Origin of the sequence: Amycolatopsis sp. NPDC026612 (assembly GCF_040638285.1) — a bacterium.
Lineage (GTDB): Bacteria > Actinomycetota > Actinomycetes > Mycobacteriales > Pseudonocardiaceae > Amycolatopsis.
This window is the reverse complement of sequence record NZ_JBEZYB010000124.1, coordinates 1-17,649: the sequence shown is the minus strand read 5'-3', so window position 1 is coordinate 17,649 and position 17,649 is coordinate 1. Positions and strand designations below refer to the sequence as shown.

General features: G+C 70.0%; 11 protein-coding genes. All 11 read left to right on the top strand.

Annotated elements, in window-relative coordinates; translation table 11 throughout:
- The first annotated feature begins 107 nt into the window (after positions 1-107).
- The 11 genes from AB0F15_RS42835 (at position 108) to AB0F15_RS42785 (ending at position 17,544) form a co-directional block, all read left to right on the top strand.
- Positions 108-1,610: a sugar ABC transporter ATP-binding protein gene (locus tag AB0F15_RS42835; RefSeq protein WP_360283279.1), complete on the top strand. Its 1,503-nt coding sequence runs from the start codon at positions 108-110 to the stop codon at positions 1,608-1,610.
- Positions 1,607-2,662: an ABC transporter permease gene (locus AB0F15_RS42830; protein ID WP_360283277.1), complete on the top strand. Its 1,056-nt coding sequence runs from the start codon at positions 1,607-1,609 to the stop codon at positions 2,660-2,662. Before AB0F15_RS42835 ends, AB0F15_RS42830 begins: the two co-directional genes overlap by 4 nt.
- A complete protein-coding gene (gene yjfF, locus AB0F15_RS42825; protein ID WP_360283275.1) occupies positions 2,659-3,642 on the top strand; it encodes a galactofuranose ABC transporter, permease protein YjfF in 984 nt (327 codons plus the stop codon). Before AB0F15_RS42830 ends, yjfF begins: the two co-directional genes overlap by 4 nt.
- A gap of 58 nt (positions 3,643-3,700) precedes the next feature.
- A complete protein-coding gene (locus tag AB0F15_RS42820; protein WP_360283273.1) occupies positions 3,701-7,525 on the top strand; it encodes a LamG-like jellyroll fold domain-containing protein in 3,825 nt (1,274 codons plus the stop codon).
- Positions 7,526-7,595: 70 nt separating this feature from the next.
- Positions 7,596-9,245, top strand: coding sequence for a ribulokinase (gene araB / locus AB0F15_RS42815; RefSeq protein ID WP_360283271.1), 1,650 nt, complete (start codon positions 7,596-7,598; stop codon positions 9,243-9,245).
- Complete coding sequence (locus AB0F15_RS42810; protein ID WP_360283269.1) at positions 9,245-9,922, top strand: L-ribulose-5-phosphate 4-epimerase; 678 nt, start codon at positions 9,245-9,247, stop codon at positions 9,920-9,922. Before araB ends, AB0F15_RS42810 begins: the two co-directional genes overlap by 1 nt.
- A 17-nt stretch (positions 9,923-9,939) precedes the next feature.
- Positions 9,940-11,448, top strand: coding sequence for an L-arabinose isomerase (gene araA, locus AB0F15_RS42805; protein WP_360283267.1), 1,509 nt, complete (start codon positions 9,940-9,942; stop codon positions 11,446-11,448).
- A gap of 67 nt (positions 11,449-11,515) precedes the next feature.
- Positions 11,516-12,622, top strand: a complete 1,107-nt coding sequence (chvE, locus tag AB0F15_RS42800; protein ID WP_360283265.1) for a multiple monosaccharide ABC transporter substrate-binding protein — start codon at positions 11,516-11,518, stop codon at positions 12,620-12,622.
- Entirely contained in the window at positions 12,619-14,139 is a 1,521-nt protein-coding gene (gene mmsA / locus AB0F15_RS42795) for a multiple monosaccharide ABC transporter ATP-binding protein (RefSeq protein ID WP_360283263.1), read from the top strand. The genes chvE and mmsA overlap by 4 nt, the downstream gene beginning before the upstream one ends.
- Positions 14,136-15,356: a multiple monosaccharide ABC transporter permease gene (gene mmsB / locus AB0F15_RS42790; protein WP_360283261.1), complete on the top strand. Its 1,221-nt coding sequence runs from the start codon at positions 14,136-14,138 to the stop codon at positions 15,354-15,356. The genes mmsA and mmsB overlap by 4 nt, the downstream gene beginning before the upstream one ends.
- Before the next feature lie 136 nt (positions 15,357-15,492).
- On the top strand, positions 15,493-17,544 hold the full coding sequence (locus tag AB0F15_RS42785) for a glycoside hydrolase family 2 TIM barrel-domain containing protein (protein ID WP_360283259.1): 2,052 nt from the start codon (positions 15,493-15,495) through the stop codon (positions 17,542-17,544).
- The last annotated feature ends 105 nt before the right edge of the window (positions 17,545-17,649 follow it).

The window sequence follows — 17,649 nt, the reverse complement described above, 5'->3', positions numbered from 1 at the left end:
CCAGAACGGGATGTACCTCGGGCCGTCCGGCGGGGCCGTGCTGATTCCGCCGGTCGAGAACCCCCCGCGTCCACCCCGGAGCACACCAAATGCCTGAACCGCAACCCATGGTGCGGATGAGCGGTATCCGCAAGGAGTTCCCCGGCGTCCTCGCCCTCGACGGGGTCGGCTTCCGGATGTTTCCCGGCGAAGTCCACGCCCTGATGGGTGAGAACGGCGCCGGCAAGTCCACCCTCATCAAGGTGCTGACCGGGGTGTACGGGGTGGACGCGGGCACGATCGAGCTGAACGGCGGCGAAGTCGCCTTCGGCGGGCCCGGCGAGGCCCAGCAGGCCGGCATCAGCACGGTCTACCAGGAAGTCAACCTCTGCCCGAACCTGTCCGTGGCGGAAAACGTCTGCCTCGGCCGGGAACCCCGCCGCTTCGGCCGCATCCAATGGGGTCCGATGCGGCGGCGGGCGGAGGAACTGCTGGCCCGGCTGGACGTCCACGTCGACGTCTCGGCCGAGCTGTCCACCTGCTCCATCGCGGTGCAGCAGCTCGTGGCGATCGCCCGCGCGCTCGACGTCGACGCGCGGGTGCTCGTCCTCGACGAGCCGACGTCCAGTTTGGACGCCGGCGAGGTCGAGCAGCTGCTGAAGGTCGTCCGGTCCCTGCGCGAAACCGGGATGGCGATCCTGTTCGTGTCCCACTTCATCGACCAGGTCTTCGCCGTCGCCGACCGGATGACCGTGCTGCGCAACGGAAAGCTGATCGGCGAGTACCGCACCGCGGACATCACGCCGGTCGACCTGGTCACCAAGATGATCGGCAAGGAACTGGCGGTTCTCGAGAACCTCGAGGACTCCGGCGCGAGCCGGGCCGAGGTCGCCGGCGCACCGGTGCTGCTGGCCGCCGAGGGCCTCGGCCGCAAGGGCGGCGTCGCGCCCTTCGACCTCGCCGTCCACGCCGGCGAGGTCGTCGGGCTGGCCGGCCTCCTCGGCTCCGGCCGCACCGAGCTCGCCCGGCTGCTCTTCGGCGCCGACCACGCCGACAGTGGCTCGGTCAAGGTCGACGGCGACACCACCTCCCTGCGCACCCCGCGGGCCGGGCTCGACCACAAGATCGCGTTCCTGTCGGAGAACCGCAAGGCCGAAGGCCTGGTGGAGGAGCTGACGGTCCGCGAGAACATCGTGCTGGCGCTGCAGGCCTCCCGGGGCTGGGCGCGGCCGCTGTCCCGCCGCCGCCAGGACGAGATCGCCGAGAAGTACGTCAAGGCGCTCGACATCCGGCCCGCCAACCCCGAAGCGCTGGTGGGCAACCTTTCCGGCGGCAACCAGCAGAAGGTGCTGCTGGCCCGCTGGCTCATCACCGAACCGCGGCTGCTGATCCTCGACGAGCCCACGCGCGGCATCGACATCGGCGCCAAGACGGAGATCCAGAAACTGGTCACCCAGCTCTCGTCCGACGGGATGGCCGTCGTGTACATCTCCGCCGAGCTGGAGGAGGTCCTGCGGCTGAGCCACCGCGTCGTGGTGCTGCGCGACCGGAAGGTCGTGGCGATCCGGGACAACCAGGGGCTCACGGCGGACGACATCATGGCCACGATGGCCGAGGGGGTGCAGGCATGACGGCCTTGAAAGACCTGACGAAACAGCGGCTCTTCTGGCCCGTGGTGGCGTTGCTGGTGCTGCTGCTGGGCGACCTCGTCGCGAGCCCGTCGTTCTTCAAGATCGAGCTGCGGGACGGCCACCTCTACGGCAACCTCGTCGACATCCTGAAGAACGGCGCCCCGCTGATCCTCATCGCGATCGGCATGACGCTCGTCATCGCCACTCGCGGCATCGACCTGTCGGTGGGCTCGGTCGTGGCGATCAGCGGCGCGCTCGCGTGCCTCTGGGTCAGCGACAACTCCGACGGCATCGGGACGACGCTGATCGCGTTCGGGCTGGCGCTCGGCCTCTCGCTGGTGCTCGGGGTGTGGAACGGCTGGCTCGTCGCGGCGCTGGGCATCCAGCCGATCATCGCCACGCTGATCCTCATGGTCGCCGGCCGGGGGATCGCGCAGCTGATCACCGACGGGCAGATCATCACCGTCAACTCCCACTCCTTCGAGTGGATCGGCAGCGGATTCCTGTTCGCGCTGCCCAGCGCGATCCTCATCGCGCTGGCGGTGTTCGTGCTGGCGTCGGTGCTCGTCCGCCGGTCCGCGCTCGGCCTGCTGGTCGAGGCCGTCGGCGGCAACCCGGAGGCCAGCCGCCTGGCCGGGCTCCGCTCGGCGCGGCTGACCTGGCTGGTCTACGTCTTCTGCGCCCTGTGCGCGGGCATCGCCGGCCTGATGATCAGCGCGAACGTGCACAGCGCCGACGGCAACCACGCGGGGCTGTTCATCGAGCTCGACGCGATCCTCGCGGTCGTCGTCGGCGGTACCCAGCTGACCGGCGGCCGGTTCTCCCTCGGCGGCTCGGTGATCGGCGCGCTGCTCATCCAGACGCTCACCACCACCGTCTACGCCCTCGGTATCCCGCCCGAGTCGATCATGCTGTTCAAGGCACTGGTCGTGCTGGCGGTGTGCCTCCTGCAGTCGCCCGCGTTCCGCCGGAAGCTCCGGCGGCGCCGGACGCCCCCGGCGGGGCAGCCGGCCCCCACACCCGCTCCGGAGAAGGTGGAGGTCACCGCATGACCACCCTCGCCCGCGTCAAGGGCTACCGCCCGCAGCAACGGCACCTGCCGATCCTCGCGACGATGGCCCTGCTCATCGGCGCGTACATCTTCGGCGCGTCGAGCTACGACGCGTTCGGCTCCGGGCAGGTCATCCTCGACCTGTTCATCAACAACGCCTTCCTGCTCGTGGTCGCCGTCGGCATGACGTTCGTGATCCTCACCGGCGGCATCGACCTGTCCGTCGGGTCGGTGGTCGCGCTGTCCACGGTGATCTCCGGCGACCTGCTGCAGAAGCACGGCTGGCCGGCGTACGCGGCGATCGCCGTGGTGCTGGTGGTCGGTGCGCTGCTGGGCGCCGGGATGGGCGCGCTGATCCACTTCTTCGAGATCCAGCCGTTCATCGCGACGCTGATCGGGATGTTCTTCGCCCGCGGCCTCTGCTACACGATCAGCACCGAGGCGTACTCGATCGACAACGCCACGATCGCGACGCTGGCCCAGACGCAGATCCCGCTCGGCGGCGAGCTGCACATCTCGATCAGCGTGATCGCCGCACTGGTCGTCGTCGCCGTCGCGGCCTACGTCCTGGCCTTCACGCGGTTCGGGCGCACGGTGTACTCGATCGGCGGCAACGCGCAGTCCGCGATGCTGATGGGGCTCAAGACCGGTCGCACCAAGATCGCGGTGTACACGATCAGCGGGTTCTGCTCGGCGCTCGGCGGGCTGCTGCTGGTCCTCTACAAGTCCTCCGGCGACCCGCTCAACGGCGTCGGCCTGGAGCTGACGGCGATCGCCGCGGTCGTCATCGGCGGCACGATCCTGACCGGTGGCTCCGGGTACGTGCTCGGCACGGTCCTCGGGATCATGGTGCTGGGCATCATCCAGACGCTGATCACCTTCGACGGCACCCTGAACTCCTGGTGGACCTCGATCATCACCGGTGCCCTCCTGTTCGTCTTCATCGTCCTGCAACGTCTCGTCACCCGCCGAACCCGCTAGCCCGAAGCGGCACTTTCACGTGAAAGTGCCGCTTCCGCCCCACACTCAAGGGAGAGTCATGCTCCGCAGAATGCGGCGGCCACTGGCCGTGCTGGCGGCCTTGGCCCTGTGCTCCGCCGTGCCGGTCGCCGTGGCACCGGGCGCGTCGGCCGACGCCGATCCGGCACTGGCCGGGCACTGGACGTTCGACGACGGCAGCGGCACGACCGCCGCCGACACCGCGGGCGGCCACCCGGCGACGCTCACCGGCGGCGCGGGCTGGGGTGCGGGCATCCGTGGCGGGGCACTGACCACCGACGGCTCGAACGGTTTCGCCGACGCCGGCGCACCGGTGCTCGACACGACCAAGAGCTTCTCCGTGAGCAGCTGGGTCAAGCTCGACAAGACGGCCGGGTTCCAGACGTTCGTCAGCATCGACGGCACCCAGGTGAGCAACTTCTTCCTGCAGTTCCGCGACGATTCGCGCCGGTTCGCCTTCACCCGGCTCGCCGGGGACGCCCCGGCCGACGGTGTGGTCGCGTCGGCGAACTTCGACCCGGTCGCGGGCCAGTGGTACCAGCTGACCGGCGTGTTCGACGCCGCCGCGTCGACCCTGTCGCTCTACGTCGACGGCACCCGGCAAGCCATCGTGGCCGCGCCCCCGGCGTGGGCCGGTACCGGCCACCTGGTGATCGGCCGCGGCAAGTACGGCGGCAACCCGGTCGACTACGTCGACGGCACGATCGACGACGTCCGCGCCTACACCGGCGCACTGACCGCCGCCGACACCGCCCGGCTGGCCATCGCCGGGCACTGGGGCCTCGACGAGGGCACCGGCACCACCACGGCCGACGACTCCCTCGACTCGCACACCGCCACCCTCACCGGCGGCGCCGCCTGGGGCGAAGGCGTGGTCGGCGCGCACGGTGGCGCGTTCGACGGCACCGACGCCGCGGTCGACGTCCCGGCCCCGGTCGTCGACACCGGGCAGAGCTTCTCGGTGTCCGCGTGGGTCAAGCCCGCCGCGGCCACCGGCTTCCGGACCGCGGTGAGCATCGACGGCTCGGCGATCAGCGGCTTCTACCTCCAGCGCGCCGCGGACGGCCGCTTCGCCTTCACCCGCCGGGCGGCCGACGGCGACTCGGCGTCCTCTTCGGCGGTGTCGACGCAGCCGGCGCAGGCCGACCAGTGGCAGCACGTCGTGGGCGTCTACAACCGCGCCGCCGGAACGCTTTCGCTGTACGTCAACGGAACGCTGCAGCAGAGCGTCCCGTTCACCACGCCGTGGACCGCGAGCGGGCACCTGGTGCTCGGCCGCGGCAAGTGGGCGGGCAACCCCGTCGACTGGTTCGCCGGCGGCATCGACGACGTCCGCGCCTACCCGACGCCGCTGACCGCGTCCGCCGTCGCCGCGCTCGCCGCGAGCGGCTCGTGGCACTTCGACGAGGGCGCCGGCCCGGTCGCCCGCGACGCCTCGGCGAACACCGCCGACGGCACGCTCAAGGGCGCGACCTGGACCGCCGGGGCGGCCGGCAAGGCCGTCCAGCTCGACGGCAAGTCCACTGTGGACATGGGGACCTCGCCGGCGTTCGACACCGGCACCGGCTCGCTCTCCCTGGCCGGGTGGTTCCGCACCACCGCGTCGGGCTCCCTGGTGGACCACGGCGACGGTTACGCACTCGGCGTGACCGGCGGCAAGCTCACCGCCCGCGTCGGCACGATCAAGGTGACCACCACCGGCGGCGGCCTCGCCGACGGCAACTGGCACCACGCCGCCCTCGTCCTGGACCGCGCCGCGCAGCGGCTCACCGTCTACGCCGACGGTGACGCGGCCGCGGTGACCAGCACCTGCGGCACGCCATCGGGCACGACGCTCGAAGTCTCCGCCTGCCCCGCTTCGGGCACCGCGGCGGCGGCGTTCACGGTCGGCGCCGGCTTCACCGGCACGATCGACGAGGTCGAGCTGCGCCGCTTCCCGCTCACCGCCGCGCAGATCGGCGCACTGGCCGGGGCGAACCAGCTCGCCGTCGACGCCAACGTGGTGCGCGCCAACACCCGGTCGACCACCTACGGCTCGATCCTCGAAGACATCAGCCACTCGGTCGAAGGCGGGCTCTACGCCGAGCTGGTCCGCAACCGCACCTTCAAGGAGGCCTACCAGGGCGGCAGCGGCGCGGGCAACACGCCGGTGCCGTACTGGTCGCTGGTCACCTCGCCGGGTGCCACCGGCAGCTACGCGATCGACACCGCGAACCCGCTGAACACCGCGCTCGACCGCTCGCTGAAGCTGCACGCCGACGCGGTCCCGGCCGCCGGCCGGGTAGCGGCCGCGAACGTCGGCTTCTACGGCATCGCCGCGAAGCCGTCCACCAGGTACACCGGCAGCTTCTTCGCCAAGGGCACGTGGACGGGCGGGATCCGGGTCAGCCTGGAGAAGCCGGACGGCACGGTCCTGGCGAGCAAGGACCTCCCGCCGGCCGGGGCGGCGTGGGCGCAGCAGACGTTCAGCTTCACCACGCCGTCGACGATCACCGCGTCCACCGACAACCGGATCGTCGTGTCGCTGGTCAACAAGGGGAAGAAGGCGCTGAGCGGGGACACCTGGTTCCAGGAGGTGTCGCTGTTCCCGCCGACCTTCAAGAACCGGCCCAACGGCGTCCGCGCCGACCTCGGGCAGAAGCTCGCGGCGATGAAGCTCGGCCTGTTCCGCGTCCCGGGCGGCAACTTCCTCGAGGGCAACACCGTCGACACCCGGTTCGCCTGGAAGAACACCATCGGCAAGCAGGAAGACCGGCCCGGCCACCAGAACACCGCGTGGGGCTACTGGTCCACCGACGGCTTCGGCATCCTCGACTACCTCAAGCTCGCCGAGGACATCGGTGCCCAGCCGCTGCTCGCGCTGTTCGCCGGCTACACCCTCAACGGCCAGCACGTCAGCCAGGCCGACTACCCGCAGTACGTCCAGGAAGCCCTCGACGAGATCGAGTACGCCATCGGCGACAGCTCGACGACGTGGGGCGCCAAGCGGATCGCCGACGGGCACGCGGCGCCGTTCGACCTGCACTACGTCGAGGTCGGCAACGAGGACTGGTTCGACACCTCCGGCAGCTACGCCTGGCGCTTCACCGACCTGAACAACGCCATCAAGGCGAAGTACCCGCAGCTGACGGTCATCGCCACGACCGGTGGCCTGCAGGGCGGAGCCGCGTCGAGCACGTCGACCGGGGTGCGCCCGGACGCCGCGGACGACCACTACTACCAGTCGCCGCAGTGGTTCACCGACAACTCGACCCGCTACGACACCGCGGACCGCTCCGGCCCGGACATCCTCGTCGGCGAGTACGGCGCCCAGGACGGCCGGCCCACCGGCACCCTGGCCGCCGCCATCGGCGAGGCCGCGTTCCTCACCGGGCTGGAACGCAACAGCGACGTCGTCATCGGCTCGATGTACGCGCCGGTGCTGGTGCAGGAGAACCAGTCCAACTGGCCGGTCAACCTGATCGGCTTCGACGCCGGCAGCAGCTACAGCTCGCCGTCGTACTGGGTGCAGCAGATGTTCTCCAGCACCCTCGGCAAGCAGATCGTGACCAGCCGCCTCAACCAGGGCAGCCCCCTGCGGCAGGTGGTCAACGTGACGACGAAGAACGGAAGGAAGACCTTCACGGTCAAACTCGTCAACCCGACCGGGCAGGTGCAGACCGCACGGCTGGCGCTCACCGGCGTCACCGCCGTCGACGGCACCGGCACGCTCACCACGCTCACCGGCGACCCGGCGGGGCGCAACAGCCTCACCGCGCCGACCGCCATCGTGCCGCAGACCAGGGAGATCACCGGTCTGGCCGCGACGTCGAAGCTGACGTTGCCGGCCAACTCCGTGACGACGCTGGTCCTCACCGGCCGCTAGAACCCCGGGGCGCGGCGCGCAGACCGCCGCCCGCGCCGCGTCCCGGTCACCAACCAGGAGGGAGGACACCGTGGGAGAACCACTCACCGTCGGCGTCGATTTCGGCACCCTGTCGGGCCGCGCGGTGGTCGTGCGCGTGGCTGACGGAGCCGAACTCGGCTCCGGCGTCTTCGAGTACCCGCACGGGGTGCTCGACGAGACGCTGCCCGCCACCGGCCGCGCACTGCCGCCGGAATGGGCGCTGCAGGTGCCCGCGGACTACGTCGGAGTGCTCCGCAACGCCGTACCGGCGGCGCTGCGGGACGCCGGCGTCGACCCGGCCGACGTCATCGGCATTGCCACCGACTTCACCGCGTGCACGATGGTGCCGACGACCGCGGACGGGACGCCGCTGTGCGAGCTGCCCGAGTTCGAGGCCGAGCCGCACGCCTACGTCAAGCTCTGGAAGCACCACTCGGCCCAGCCGCAGGCCGTGCGGATCAACGAGCTGGCCCGCACCCGCGGCGAGAAGTGGCTGCCGCGCTACGGCGGGCTGATCTCGTCGGAATGGGAGTTCGCCAAGGCCCTCGAGCTGTTCGAAGAGGCCCCGGACGCCTACGCCGCCATGCGGCACTGGGTCGAAGCGGCCGACTGGATCGTCTGGCAGCTCACCGGGACCTACGTCCGCAACGCCTGCACGGCCGGTTACAAGGGCATCCTGCAGGACGGCGAGTACCCGAGCCGTGACTTCCTCCGCGAGCTCGCCCCCGGCTTCGAGTCCTTCGTGGCCGACAAGCTCGAACACCCGCTGGGCCAGCTGGGCTCGCGCGCGGGTTCGCTGTCCGCGGAAGCTGCGGCCTGGACGGGCCTGCCGGAAGGCATCGCGGTCGCCGTCGGCAACGTCGACGCGCACGTCACCGCCCCCGCCGCCCAGGCCGTCGAGCCGGGGCAGATGGTGGCGATCATGGGCACCTCGACGTGCCACGTGATGAACGGCGCCGAACTGCGCGAGGTCCCCGGCATGTGCGGGGTCGTCGAAGGCGGGATCGTGCCCGGGCTGTGGGGGTACGAGGCCGGCCAGAGCGGCGTCGGCGACATCTTCGGCTGGTTCGTCGAGCACGGCGTCCCGGCGTCCTACGCGAGCCCGGACGGGGTGCACCAGCACCTCACCCGCCTCGCGGCCCAGCAGGAGATCGGCGAACACGGCCTGATCGCGCTGGACTGGCACAGCGGCAACCGGTCGGTGCTGGTCGACCACGAGCTGTCCGGCGTGCTCGTCGGGCAGACGCTTGCCACCCGCGCCGAGGACATCTACCGCGCGCTGCTGGAAGCCACCGCGTTCGGCACCCGCAAGATCATCGAAACGTTCAACGCCGCCGGCGTCCCGGTCACCGAGCTGATCATCGCGGGCGGCCTGACGAAGAACGCGCTGCTCATGCAGATCTACGCCGACGTCACCAACCTCCCGCTGTCGGTGATCGGCTCGGCGCAGGGACCCGCACTCGGCTCGGCCATCCACGCGGCCGTCGCCGCCGGGGCCTACCCGGATGTCCGCGTGGCCGCCGCCGCGATGGGCTCGGTCGAGCGCGCGGTGTACCGGCCGGTGTCCGCGCACGTCGTCGCCTACGACGAGCTCTACGCCGAATACACGGAGCTGCACGACTACTTCGGCCGCGGCGGCAACGATGTCATGCACCGCCTGGCGGCCCGCCGGCGCGGTGTCGCGAAAGGACGGTCCTGATGTCACTGACCGGTGAAGTCCTCGACACCGTCGCCGAACTGCGCGAGACGGTGGCGAACCTGCACGGCGAGCTGACGCGCAACGCGCTGGTCGTCTGGACCGCGGGCAACGTCTCGGCGCGGGTCCCGGGCCGCGACCTGATGGTCATCAAGCCCTCGGGCGTGTCCTACGACGACCTGTCCGCCGACACCATGGTCGTCACCGACCTGCACGGCGAGCTCGTCGAAGGCGAGCTCGCGCCGTCGTCGGACACCGCCGCGCACGCCTACGTCTACCGGCACCTGCCGGAGATCGGCGGCGTCGTGCACACGCACTCGACGTACGCCACGGCGTGGGCGGCCCGTGGCGAGCCGATCCCGTGCGTGCTGACGATGATGGCCGACGAGTTCGGCGGGGAGGTCCCGGTCGGGCCGTTCGCCCTGATCGGCGACGACTCCATCGGCCGCGGCATCGTCGAAACGCTTCGCACGAGCCGGTCGCGGGCGGTGCTGATGCGCAACCACGGCCCGTTCACGGTGGGCCGCACCGCGCGGGCCGCGGTCAAGGCCGCGGTACTCGTCGAAGAGGTGGCCCGCACCGTCCACAAGGCCTTCGAGCTCGGCACACCCGAACCCCTTCCGCCCGAGGACGTCGACCGGCTCTACGCCCGGTACCAGAACGTCTACGGCCAACACTGAAACGTTCGAGGAGAACGATGACTTCGGCATCGAAACCCCAGCTCTGGTTCCTCACCGGCAGCCAGGCCCTCTACGGCGAGGAGACCCTCGAGCAGGTCGCCGGCCAGTCGCTGCGCATCCAGCAGCTGCTCGCCTCCTCCGGTTCGCTCCCGGCCGAGATCGTCGGCAAGCCGGTGCTGACCGAGGCATCCTCGATCCGCCGCGTGCTGCAGGAGGCCAACGCCGACGCCGCGTGCGTCGGCGTGATCGCGTGGATGCACACCTTCTCGCCCGCGAAGATGTGGATCACCGGGCTGGACGCGCTGCGCAAGCCGCTGCTGCACCTGCACACCCAGCTCAACGAGGCGCTCCCGTGGTCCACGATCGACATGGACTTCATGAACCTCAACCAGGCCGCGCACGGCGACCGCGAGTTCGGGTTCATCCAGACCCGGCTCGGCGTGCCGCGCAAGACCGTCGCCGGGCACGTGTCCGACCCGGTGGTCGTCGCGCGGATCGACGCGTGGGCGCGCGCCGCGATCGGCGCCGACCACCTGCGGAACCTGCGGCTGGCCCGGTTCGGCGACAACATGCGCGACGTCGCGGTCACCGAAGGCGACAAGGTCGAGGCCGAGCTGCGGTTCGGGGTCTCGGTCAACACCTACGGCGTCAACGACCTCGTCGAACTGGTCGACGCGGTGTCCGAAAAGGGCACTGTGGACTCGCTGGTGCAGCGGTACGCCGAGGAATACAACGTTGTGCCGGACCTGGCGGCCGGGGGAGCGCGGCACGAGTCGCTGCAGTACGCGGCCCGCATCGAGGCCGGGATGCGGAAGTTCCTCACCGACGGCGGGTTCGGGGCGTTCACCACGAACTTCGAGGACCTCGGCGGTCTCCGCCAGCTGCCCGGGCTCGCGGTGCAGCGCCTGATGGCCGACGGCTACGGCTTCGGCGGCGAGGGTGACTGGAAGACCTCGGCGCTGCTCGCCGCGGTCAAGGCGATGGGCGTGGGCAAGACCCTCGGCACGTCGTTCATGGAGGACTACACCTACCACTTCGGGCCGGGCAAGCCGAAGATCCTCGGTGCGCACATGCTGGAGGTCTGCCCGACCATCGCGGCGGCGAAGCCGTCGTGCGAGATCCACGCGCTGGGCATCGGCGGCCGCGAGGACCCGGTCCGGCTGGTGTTCGACGCCGCCCCCGGCCCCGGTGTCGTCCTCGGCCTGGTCGACCTCGGCGACCGGTTCCGGCTGGTGGCCAACGAGATCGACGTCGTCGCGCCGGACGAGCCGCTGCCCAACCTGCCGGTCGCCCGCGCGGTGTGGGAGCCGGCGCCGTCGCTGGCGACGTCCGCCGAATCGTGGATCACCGCCGGGGGCCCGCACCACACCGTGCTCACCCAGGCCGTCGGCACGGAAACCCTCCGCGACTTCGCGAACCTGCTCGGGGTCGAGCTCCTGGTCATCGACAAGGACACGACCCCGCACGACTTCGCCGACCGCATCCGCTGGAACCAGGCCTACCACCGGCTCGCCCAAGGTTTCTGACCCACGCTTTTCCAGATACACAGGCTTCTGAGAAAGGCTCCGGGTTTTGAGAAAGGAAGAAGGAACAATGAAGTTCAGCAGAACGATCGCGGGGATCGCCGCCGCGGGTCTCGTGCTCACGCTGTCGGCGTGCGGCTCGAGCCAGAAGACGGCAGACCAGGCGGCGCCGTCTTCGGGCGCCAGTGCCGCGGGCAGCCTGGTCGGCGTCACCATGCCGACCAAGTCGTCCGAGCGCTGGATCCACGACGGCGACAACATCAAGTCGGCGCTGGAGAAGCTCGGCTACAAGGTCGACCTCCAGTACGCCGAGAACGACATCCCCACCCAGGTGAACCAGATCGAGAACCAGATCACCAAGGGCGCCAAGCTCCTGGTCGTCGCCTCGATCGACGGCACCGCCATCACCACCCAGCTGCAGGAAGCCGCCGACAAGAAGATCCCGGTCATCGCCTACGACCGGCTGATCCGCAACTCGCCGAACGTCGACTACTACGCGACCTTCGACAACTTCAAGGTCGGCGTCGACCAGGCGAACTCGCTGGTCAAGGGCCTCGGTGACGGTGCCGGTCCGTTCAACATCGAGCTGTTCGCCGGTTCCCCGGACGACAACAACGCGACCTTCTTCTTCAACGGCGCGATGTCCGTCCTCAAGCCGCTGATCGACAGCGGCAAGCTCGTGGTCAAGAGCGGCCAGACCGACTTCGCCCGCGCGGCCATCCTGCGCTGGGACCCGGCCACCGCGCAGCGGCGCATGGAAGACCTGCTCACCAAGACCTACACCGGTGGCGCCAAGGTCGCCGGCGTGCTCTCGCCGTACGACGGCCTGTCGATCGGTATCATCTCGGCGCTGAAGAGCAACGGCTACGGCACCGCCGGCCAGCCGTACCCGATCGTCACCGGGCAGGACGCCGAGGTCGCCTCGGTCAAGTCCATCATCAACGGTGAGCAGTACTCGACGATCTTCAAGGACACCCGCATCCTCGCCGACACCACGGTGAAGATGGCCGACGCGGTGCTCAAGGGCGGCAAGCCCGAGGTCAACAACACCAAGGACTACGACAACGGCAAGAAGGTCGTCCCGTCCTTCCTGCTGCAGCCGGTCACCGTGGACAAGACCAACTACCAGAAGGAGCTCGTCGACTCCGGCTACTACACGGCAGGTCAGCTGAAATGACCGAACTACTCGGCATGCGCGGGATCACCAAGACCTTCCCCGGGGTCAAGGCGCTGTCCGACGTCACGCTTTCCGTGCGCCAAGGGGAGATCCACGCGATCTGCGGGGAGAACGGCGCCGGGAAGTCCACCCTGATGAAGGTGCTCTCGGGCGTCTACCCCCACGGGTCGTACGACGGCGAGATCCACTTCGACGGGCAGCGGTGCGAGTTCGGGTCGGTGCGCGACAGCGAACGGCGCGGGATCGTGATCATCCACCAGGAGCTCGCGCTGTGCGGTCAGTTGTCGATCGCGGAGAACATCTTCCTCGGCAACGAACGCCAAAAGCGCGGCTGGATCGACTGGAACCGCACCAATCACGAGGCCGACGCGCTGCTCAAGCGCGTCGGCCTCGCCGAAAACCCGGTCACGCCGGTGCGTGACCTCGGTGTCGGCAAGCAGCAGTTGGTCGAGATCGCCAAGGCACTGTCCAAGGAGGTCCGGCTGCTGATCCTCGACGAACCCACCGCGGCGCTCAACGACGAGGACTCGGCCCACCTGCTGGAGCTGCTGCGCGGGCTGCGTGACGAAGGCGTCACGTGCGTGATCATCTCGCACAAGCTCGGCGAGGTGACCGCGATCGCCGACACCGTCACCATCCTGCGTGACGGCCGGACGATCGAAACGCTCGACGCGGCCGGGCTCACCGAGGAACGCATCATCACCGGCATGGTCGGGCGCGACCTCGAGCACCGGTTCCCGCCCCGGGAACCGGACATCGGGGAAGAGGTGCTGCGGATCGAGGACTGGACGGTGCACAGCCCGACCCAGGCCGGGCGCGTCGTCGTCGACCGTGCGTCGCTTTCGCTGCGGCGTGGGGAGATCGTCGGTCTGGCCGGGCTGATGGGCGCGGGCCGCACCGAGCTCGCGATGAGCGTGTTCGGCCGGTCTTGGGGCAAGGACATCTCCGGCCGGATCCTCAAGCACGGCAAGGAGATCGACGTCCGGTCGGTGCAGGAGGCCGTCCGCCACGGCATCGCCTACGCCACCGAGGACCGGAAGCGCTACGGGCTCAACCTGATCGAGGACATCCAGCGCAACGTGTCCGCGGCCGGGCTGGGCAAACTGGCCAAGCGCGGCTGGGTCAACGAGCACGCCGAGCACGACACCGCCAACCGGTACCACCGGGACCTGCGGATCAAGGCGCCGAGCGTGCAGAGCGTGACCGGGAAGCTCTCCGGCGGCAACCAGCAGAAGGTCGTGCTGGCCAAGTGGATCTTCACCGATCCGGACGTGCTGATCCTGGACGAGCCGACCCGCGGCATCGACGTGGGCGCCAAGTTCGAGATCTACACGATCATCAACGAGCTGGCCGCGCAGGGGAAGGCCGTCCTGGTCATCTCCTCCGAGCTGCCGGAACTGCTCGGGCTCTGCGACCGGATCTACGCGCTCTCGGCGGGACGGATCACCGGTGAGGCCAAGCGCGAAGACGCCACCCAGGAACTGCTGATGCAGTACATGACGAAGGAACGGGAATGACCACGACCGAAGCGCGGCCCGCCGTGCCCCCGGTTGAGCGCTCCAAGCGGAAGATCTCGATCAACCCGCGCCAGAGCGGTATCTACGTCGCGTTCGCGCTGATCGTGGTGCTGTTCGAGGTGCTCACCGGCGGCGCGCTGCTGGAACCGCAGAACATCTCCAACATCATCGTGCAGAACTCGTACGTGCTGATCCTCGCGATCGGGATGATCCTGGTGATCATTTCCGGGCACATCGACCTGTCCGCCGGGTCGGTCGTCGCGATGACCGGCGCGGTGTCGGCGGTGCTGATGGTGAACTCGCACGTGCCGTGGTTCCTGGCGGTGCTGATCACCCTCGTCGTCGGCGCGGTGATCGGCGCGTGGCAGGGCTACTGGGTCGCCTACTTCGGCATCCCGGCGTTCATCGTGACGCTGGCGGGCATGCTGGCGTTCCGGGCGCTGACCCTGACCGTGCTGGGCAACCAGGGCATCGGCCCGTTCCCGGATGCGATCCGCACGCTGTCGAACGGCTTCACCGACGGCTACCTGGGCAACATCGCTCTCGGCCCGCTCGGCGGCGCCGACGCGGTGTCGCTGCTCGCCGGCGTGGCCGCGGTGGCCGGGATCGCGTTCACGCAGTGGCGCAAGCGCTCGGCGCGCGTGGGCTACGGCCAGGACGTCGACCCGTTCGGCGTCTTCGTGCTCAAGATCGCCGGGATCGCGGTGCTGGTGCTCGCGCTGGTGGTGCAGCTGGCGCGGTTCAAGAACCTGCCGTGGGTGCTCATCCTGCTGGCGGTGCTGGTGCTCGGCTACTCGCTGGTGGCCGGGAAGTCGGTGTTCGGCAGGCACATCTACGCCGTCGGCGGCAACCTGCAGGCCGCGACCCTCTCCGGGGTCAAGGTCAAGTCGGTGACGTTCTGGATCTTCGTCAACATGGGCGTGCTGGCCGCGCTGGCGGGCATCATCTTCGCCGGCCGGCTCAACCAGGCGGGCCCGACGGCCGGCGTCAACTTCGAGCTCGACGCGATCGCGGCGGCGTTCATCGGCGGCGCGGCCGTCCAGGGCGGCGTCGGCAAGGTGGTCGGCGCGATCACCGGTGGCCTGATCATGGCCGTGATCAACAACGGCATGTCCCTGATCGGCGCGCCGAGCGAGCGGGTGATGCTGGTCAAGGGTGTCGTGCTGCTGGCCGCGGTGGCCTACGACATCTGGACGAAACGCCGCGCGGCTTCCTGAGCCGGGCGTTCGGTAAGGGGCCTTTCCCGTTCGCGGGGGAGGCCCCTTACCCATTCGACGAATTGTTTCCTTCGAAGTTCTCGAACTCTCGCGGAGTTTCTTGACCACCCGGCGGCGGCTCGGTCATAGTCCGGGCATGCGCCGACTCGTCCTCGCCTTGGTCACCCTGCTGATGTGCGGCTTCTTCGTGCCCGCGGCGACCGCGGCACCGCCGGGGCACGACCGCACCGAAACCGTGCTCGCCACCGGCTGGAAATTCCATCTCGGCGACGTTCCCGGCGCCGCGGAACCGGAATTCGACGACAGTTCCTGGGCGCCGGTTTCCCTGCCCCACACGTGGAACGCCGCCGACGGTGCGGACGGCGGCGGGAACTACCGGCGCGACGTCGGCTGGTACCGGACCCGGCTGGCCGTCGACGGGGGCGCCGCCCGGCGGGTCTTCCTGCAGTTCGACGGCGCGAACCTGGTCACCGACGTCTACGTCGGCGGACGGCACGCCGGTCGGCACGAGGGCGGCTACTCCGGCTTCCGGTTCGACATCACGGGTCTCGTCCCCGCCGGGGGATTCGTGCCGGTAGCGGTGGCGGTCGACAACCGGAAGAACGCGGACGTGGCCCCGCTCGACGGCGACTTCACGTTGTTCGGCGGCCTCTACCGCGACGTCCGGCTGGTCGTCACCGACCCGGTGCACGTCGACGCGCTGGACTTCGGCGGCCCGGGTGTCGCCGTGCGGCAGAAAGCGCTTACTGCCACGGCCGCCGAGCTGGAGGCGACCACGCGGGTCACCAACGACACGCCGGTGACGCGGCGCATTCCGGTCCGGACGGTGGTCCGGGACCGGGCCCGCCGGGTCGTGGCGGTCGCGGCCACCTCGGTGACGGTGGCCCCCGGCGGGACCGTGCCGGTCACCTCGGCCCTGCGCGTGCGCGACCCGCACCGGTGGAACGGCGTGCGCGATCCCTACCTCTACTCGGTCACCGCGGAGGTGGGCGGCGACGCGGTGAGCGTCCCGCTGGGGCTGCGCACCTTCGCCGTCGATCCCGCACGCGGCTTCCTGCTCAACGGCGTCCCGTACCCGCTGCACGGGGTGAACACCCAGCTGCCCAGCCGCCCTGGCCGGGGCACGGCAGTGCCGGACGCCGCCATCGACGCCGACTACGCGTTGATCGCCGAGCTGGGCGCGAACGCCGTCCGGATGGCGCACTACCAGCACTCGCCGCGCGAATACGACCTCGCCGACCGGCTCGGCCTGGTCGTGTGGACCGAGGTGCCGCTCGTCGGGTTCGCGACCGATTCGGCGGCCTTCACGGCGAACGCCGAAACCCAGGCGCACGAGCTGGTCCGGCAGAACACCGACCACCCGTCGGTGGCGATGTGGGGACTGGGCAACGAGCAGTACGTCTCCAGCCCGGCCGCCAACGCCGTGCTCGCCGCGGCCCAGGCCGTGTTCCGCGCCGACGACCCCGACCGGCTGACGACGTACGCCCACTGCTGCCTGTCCGACTCCGACGCCCTGGCCGGGCACGCGGACCTCACCGGCTACAACCGGTACTACGGCTGGTACCTCCCGGACGCCGCCAACCTGGGGAAGTGGGCGGACGGCCTGCACGCGGCCGACCCGCAGCGCCGGATCTCGGTCTCGGAGTACGGGGCCGGCGCGAGCGTCCGGCAGCACGAGCAGCACCCCGTCCCGCCGGTTCCGGGTGGGCACTGGCACCCCGAGGAGTACCAGGCGGAGGTCGCCGAAGCGTCGTGGCGGGCGATCGAGACCCGGCCGTACCTCTGGGGCAGCTTCGTCTGGGTGATGTTCGACTTCGCCTCGGACGGCCGCAACGAGGGTGACCGCCCCGGCATCAACGACAAGGGGCTGGTCACCGACGACCGGGTGACCCGCAAGGACGCCTTCTACTGGTACCAGGCGAACTGGTCGGACCGGCCGGTCCTGCACATCACGTCGGCCCGCGACACCGTCCGGACCACCGCCACCACCGACGTCAAGGTCTACGCCGGCACCGCGCCGGTGAGCCTCTCGGTCGACGGTGTCCCGCTCGGCACCCGGGTGCCCGGTGACCACATCGCCGTCTGGCCCGGCGTGGCCCTGCACCCGGGACCCAACGTCGTGCGGGTGACGTCCTTCGAGGACGGCCGGTGGCACACGGACACGGTCACCTGGACCCGGCAGCCGTAAAGCGTTCGTGAGTGGTAATGCGGGTTCTAACCCGCAATACACAAAACAAACACCCGCAAATGTTTTTGACGCGTGTGGGCGGTTTTTAATTTTTATTGGAAGTGT

Coding starts and splice junctions, on each gene's coding strand:
- AB0F15_RS42835 (WP_360283279.1), top strand. CDS start 108: ATGGTGCGGATGAGCGGTATCCGCAAGGAGTTCCCCGGCGTCCTCGCC.
- AB0F15_RS42830 (WP_360283277.1), top strand. CDS start 1,607: ATGACGGCCTTGAAAGACCTGACGAAACAGCGGCTCTTCTGGCCCGTG.
- yjfF (WP_360283275.1), top strand. CDS start 2,659: ATGACCACCCTCGCCCGCGTCAAGGGCTACCGCCCGCAGCAACGGCAC.
- AB0F15_RS42820 (WP_360283273.1), top strand. CDS start 3,701: ATGCTCCGCAGAATGCGGCGGCCACTGGCCGTGCTGGCGGCCTTGGCC.
- AB0F15_RS42810 (WP_360283269.1), top strand. CDS start 9,245: ATGTCACTGACCGGTGAAGTCCTCGACACCGTCGCCGAACTGCGCGAG.
- araA (WP_360283267.1), top strand. CDS start 9,940: ATGACTTCGGCATCGAAACCCCAGCTCTGGTTCCTCACCGGCAGCCAG.
- chvE (WP_360283265.1), top strand. CDS start 11,516: ATGAAGTTCAGCAGAACGATCGCGGGGATCGCCGCCGCGGGTCTCGTG.
- mmsA (WP_360283263.1), top strand. CDS start 12,619: ATGACCGAACTACTCGGCATGCGCGGGATCACCAAGACCTTCCCCGGG.
- mmsB (WP_360283261.1), top strand. CDS start 14,136: ATGACCACGACCGAAGCGCGGCCCGCCGTGCCCCCGGTTGAGCGCTCC.
- AB0F15_RS42785 (WP_360283259.1), top strand. CDS start 15,493: ATGCGCCGACTCGTCCTCGCCTTGGTCACCCTGCTGATGTGCGGCTTC.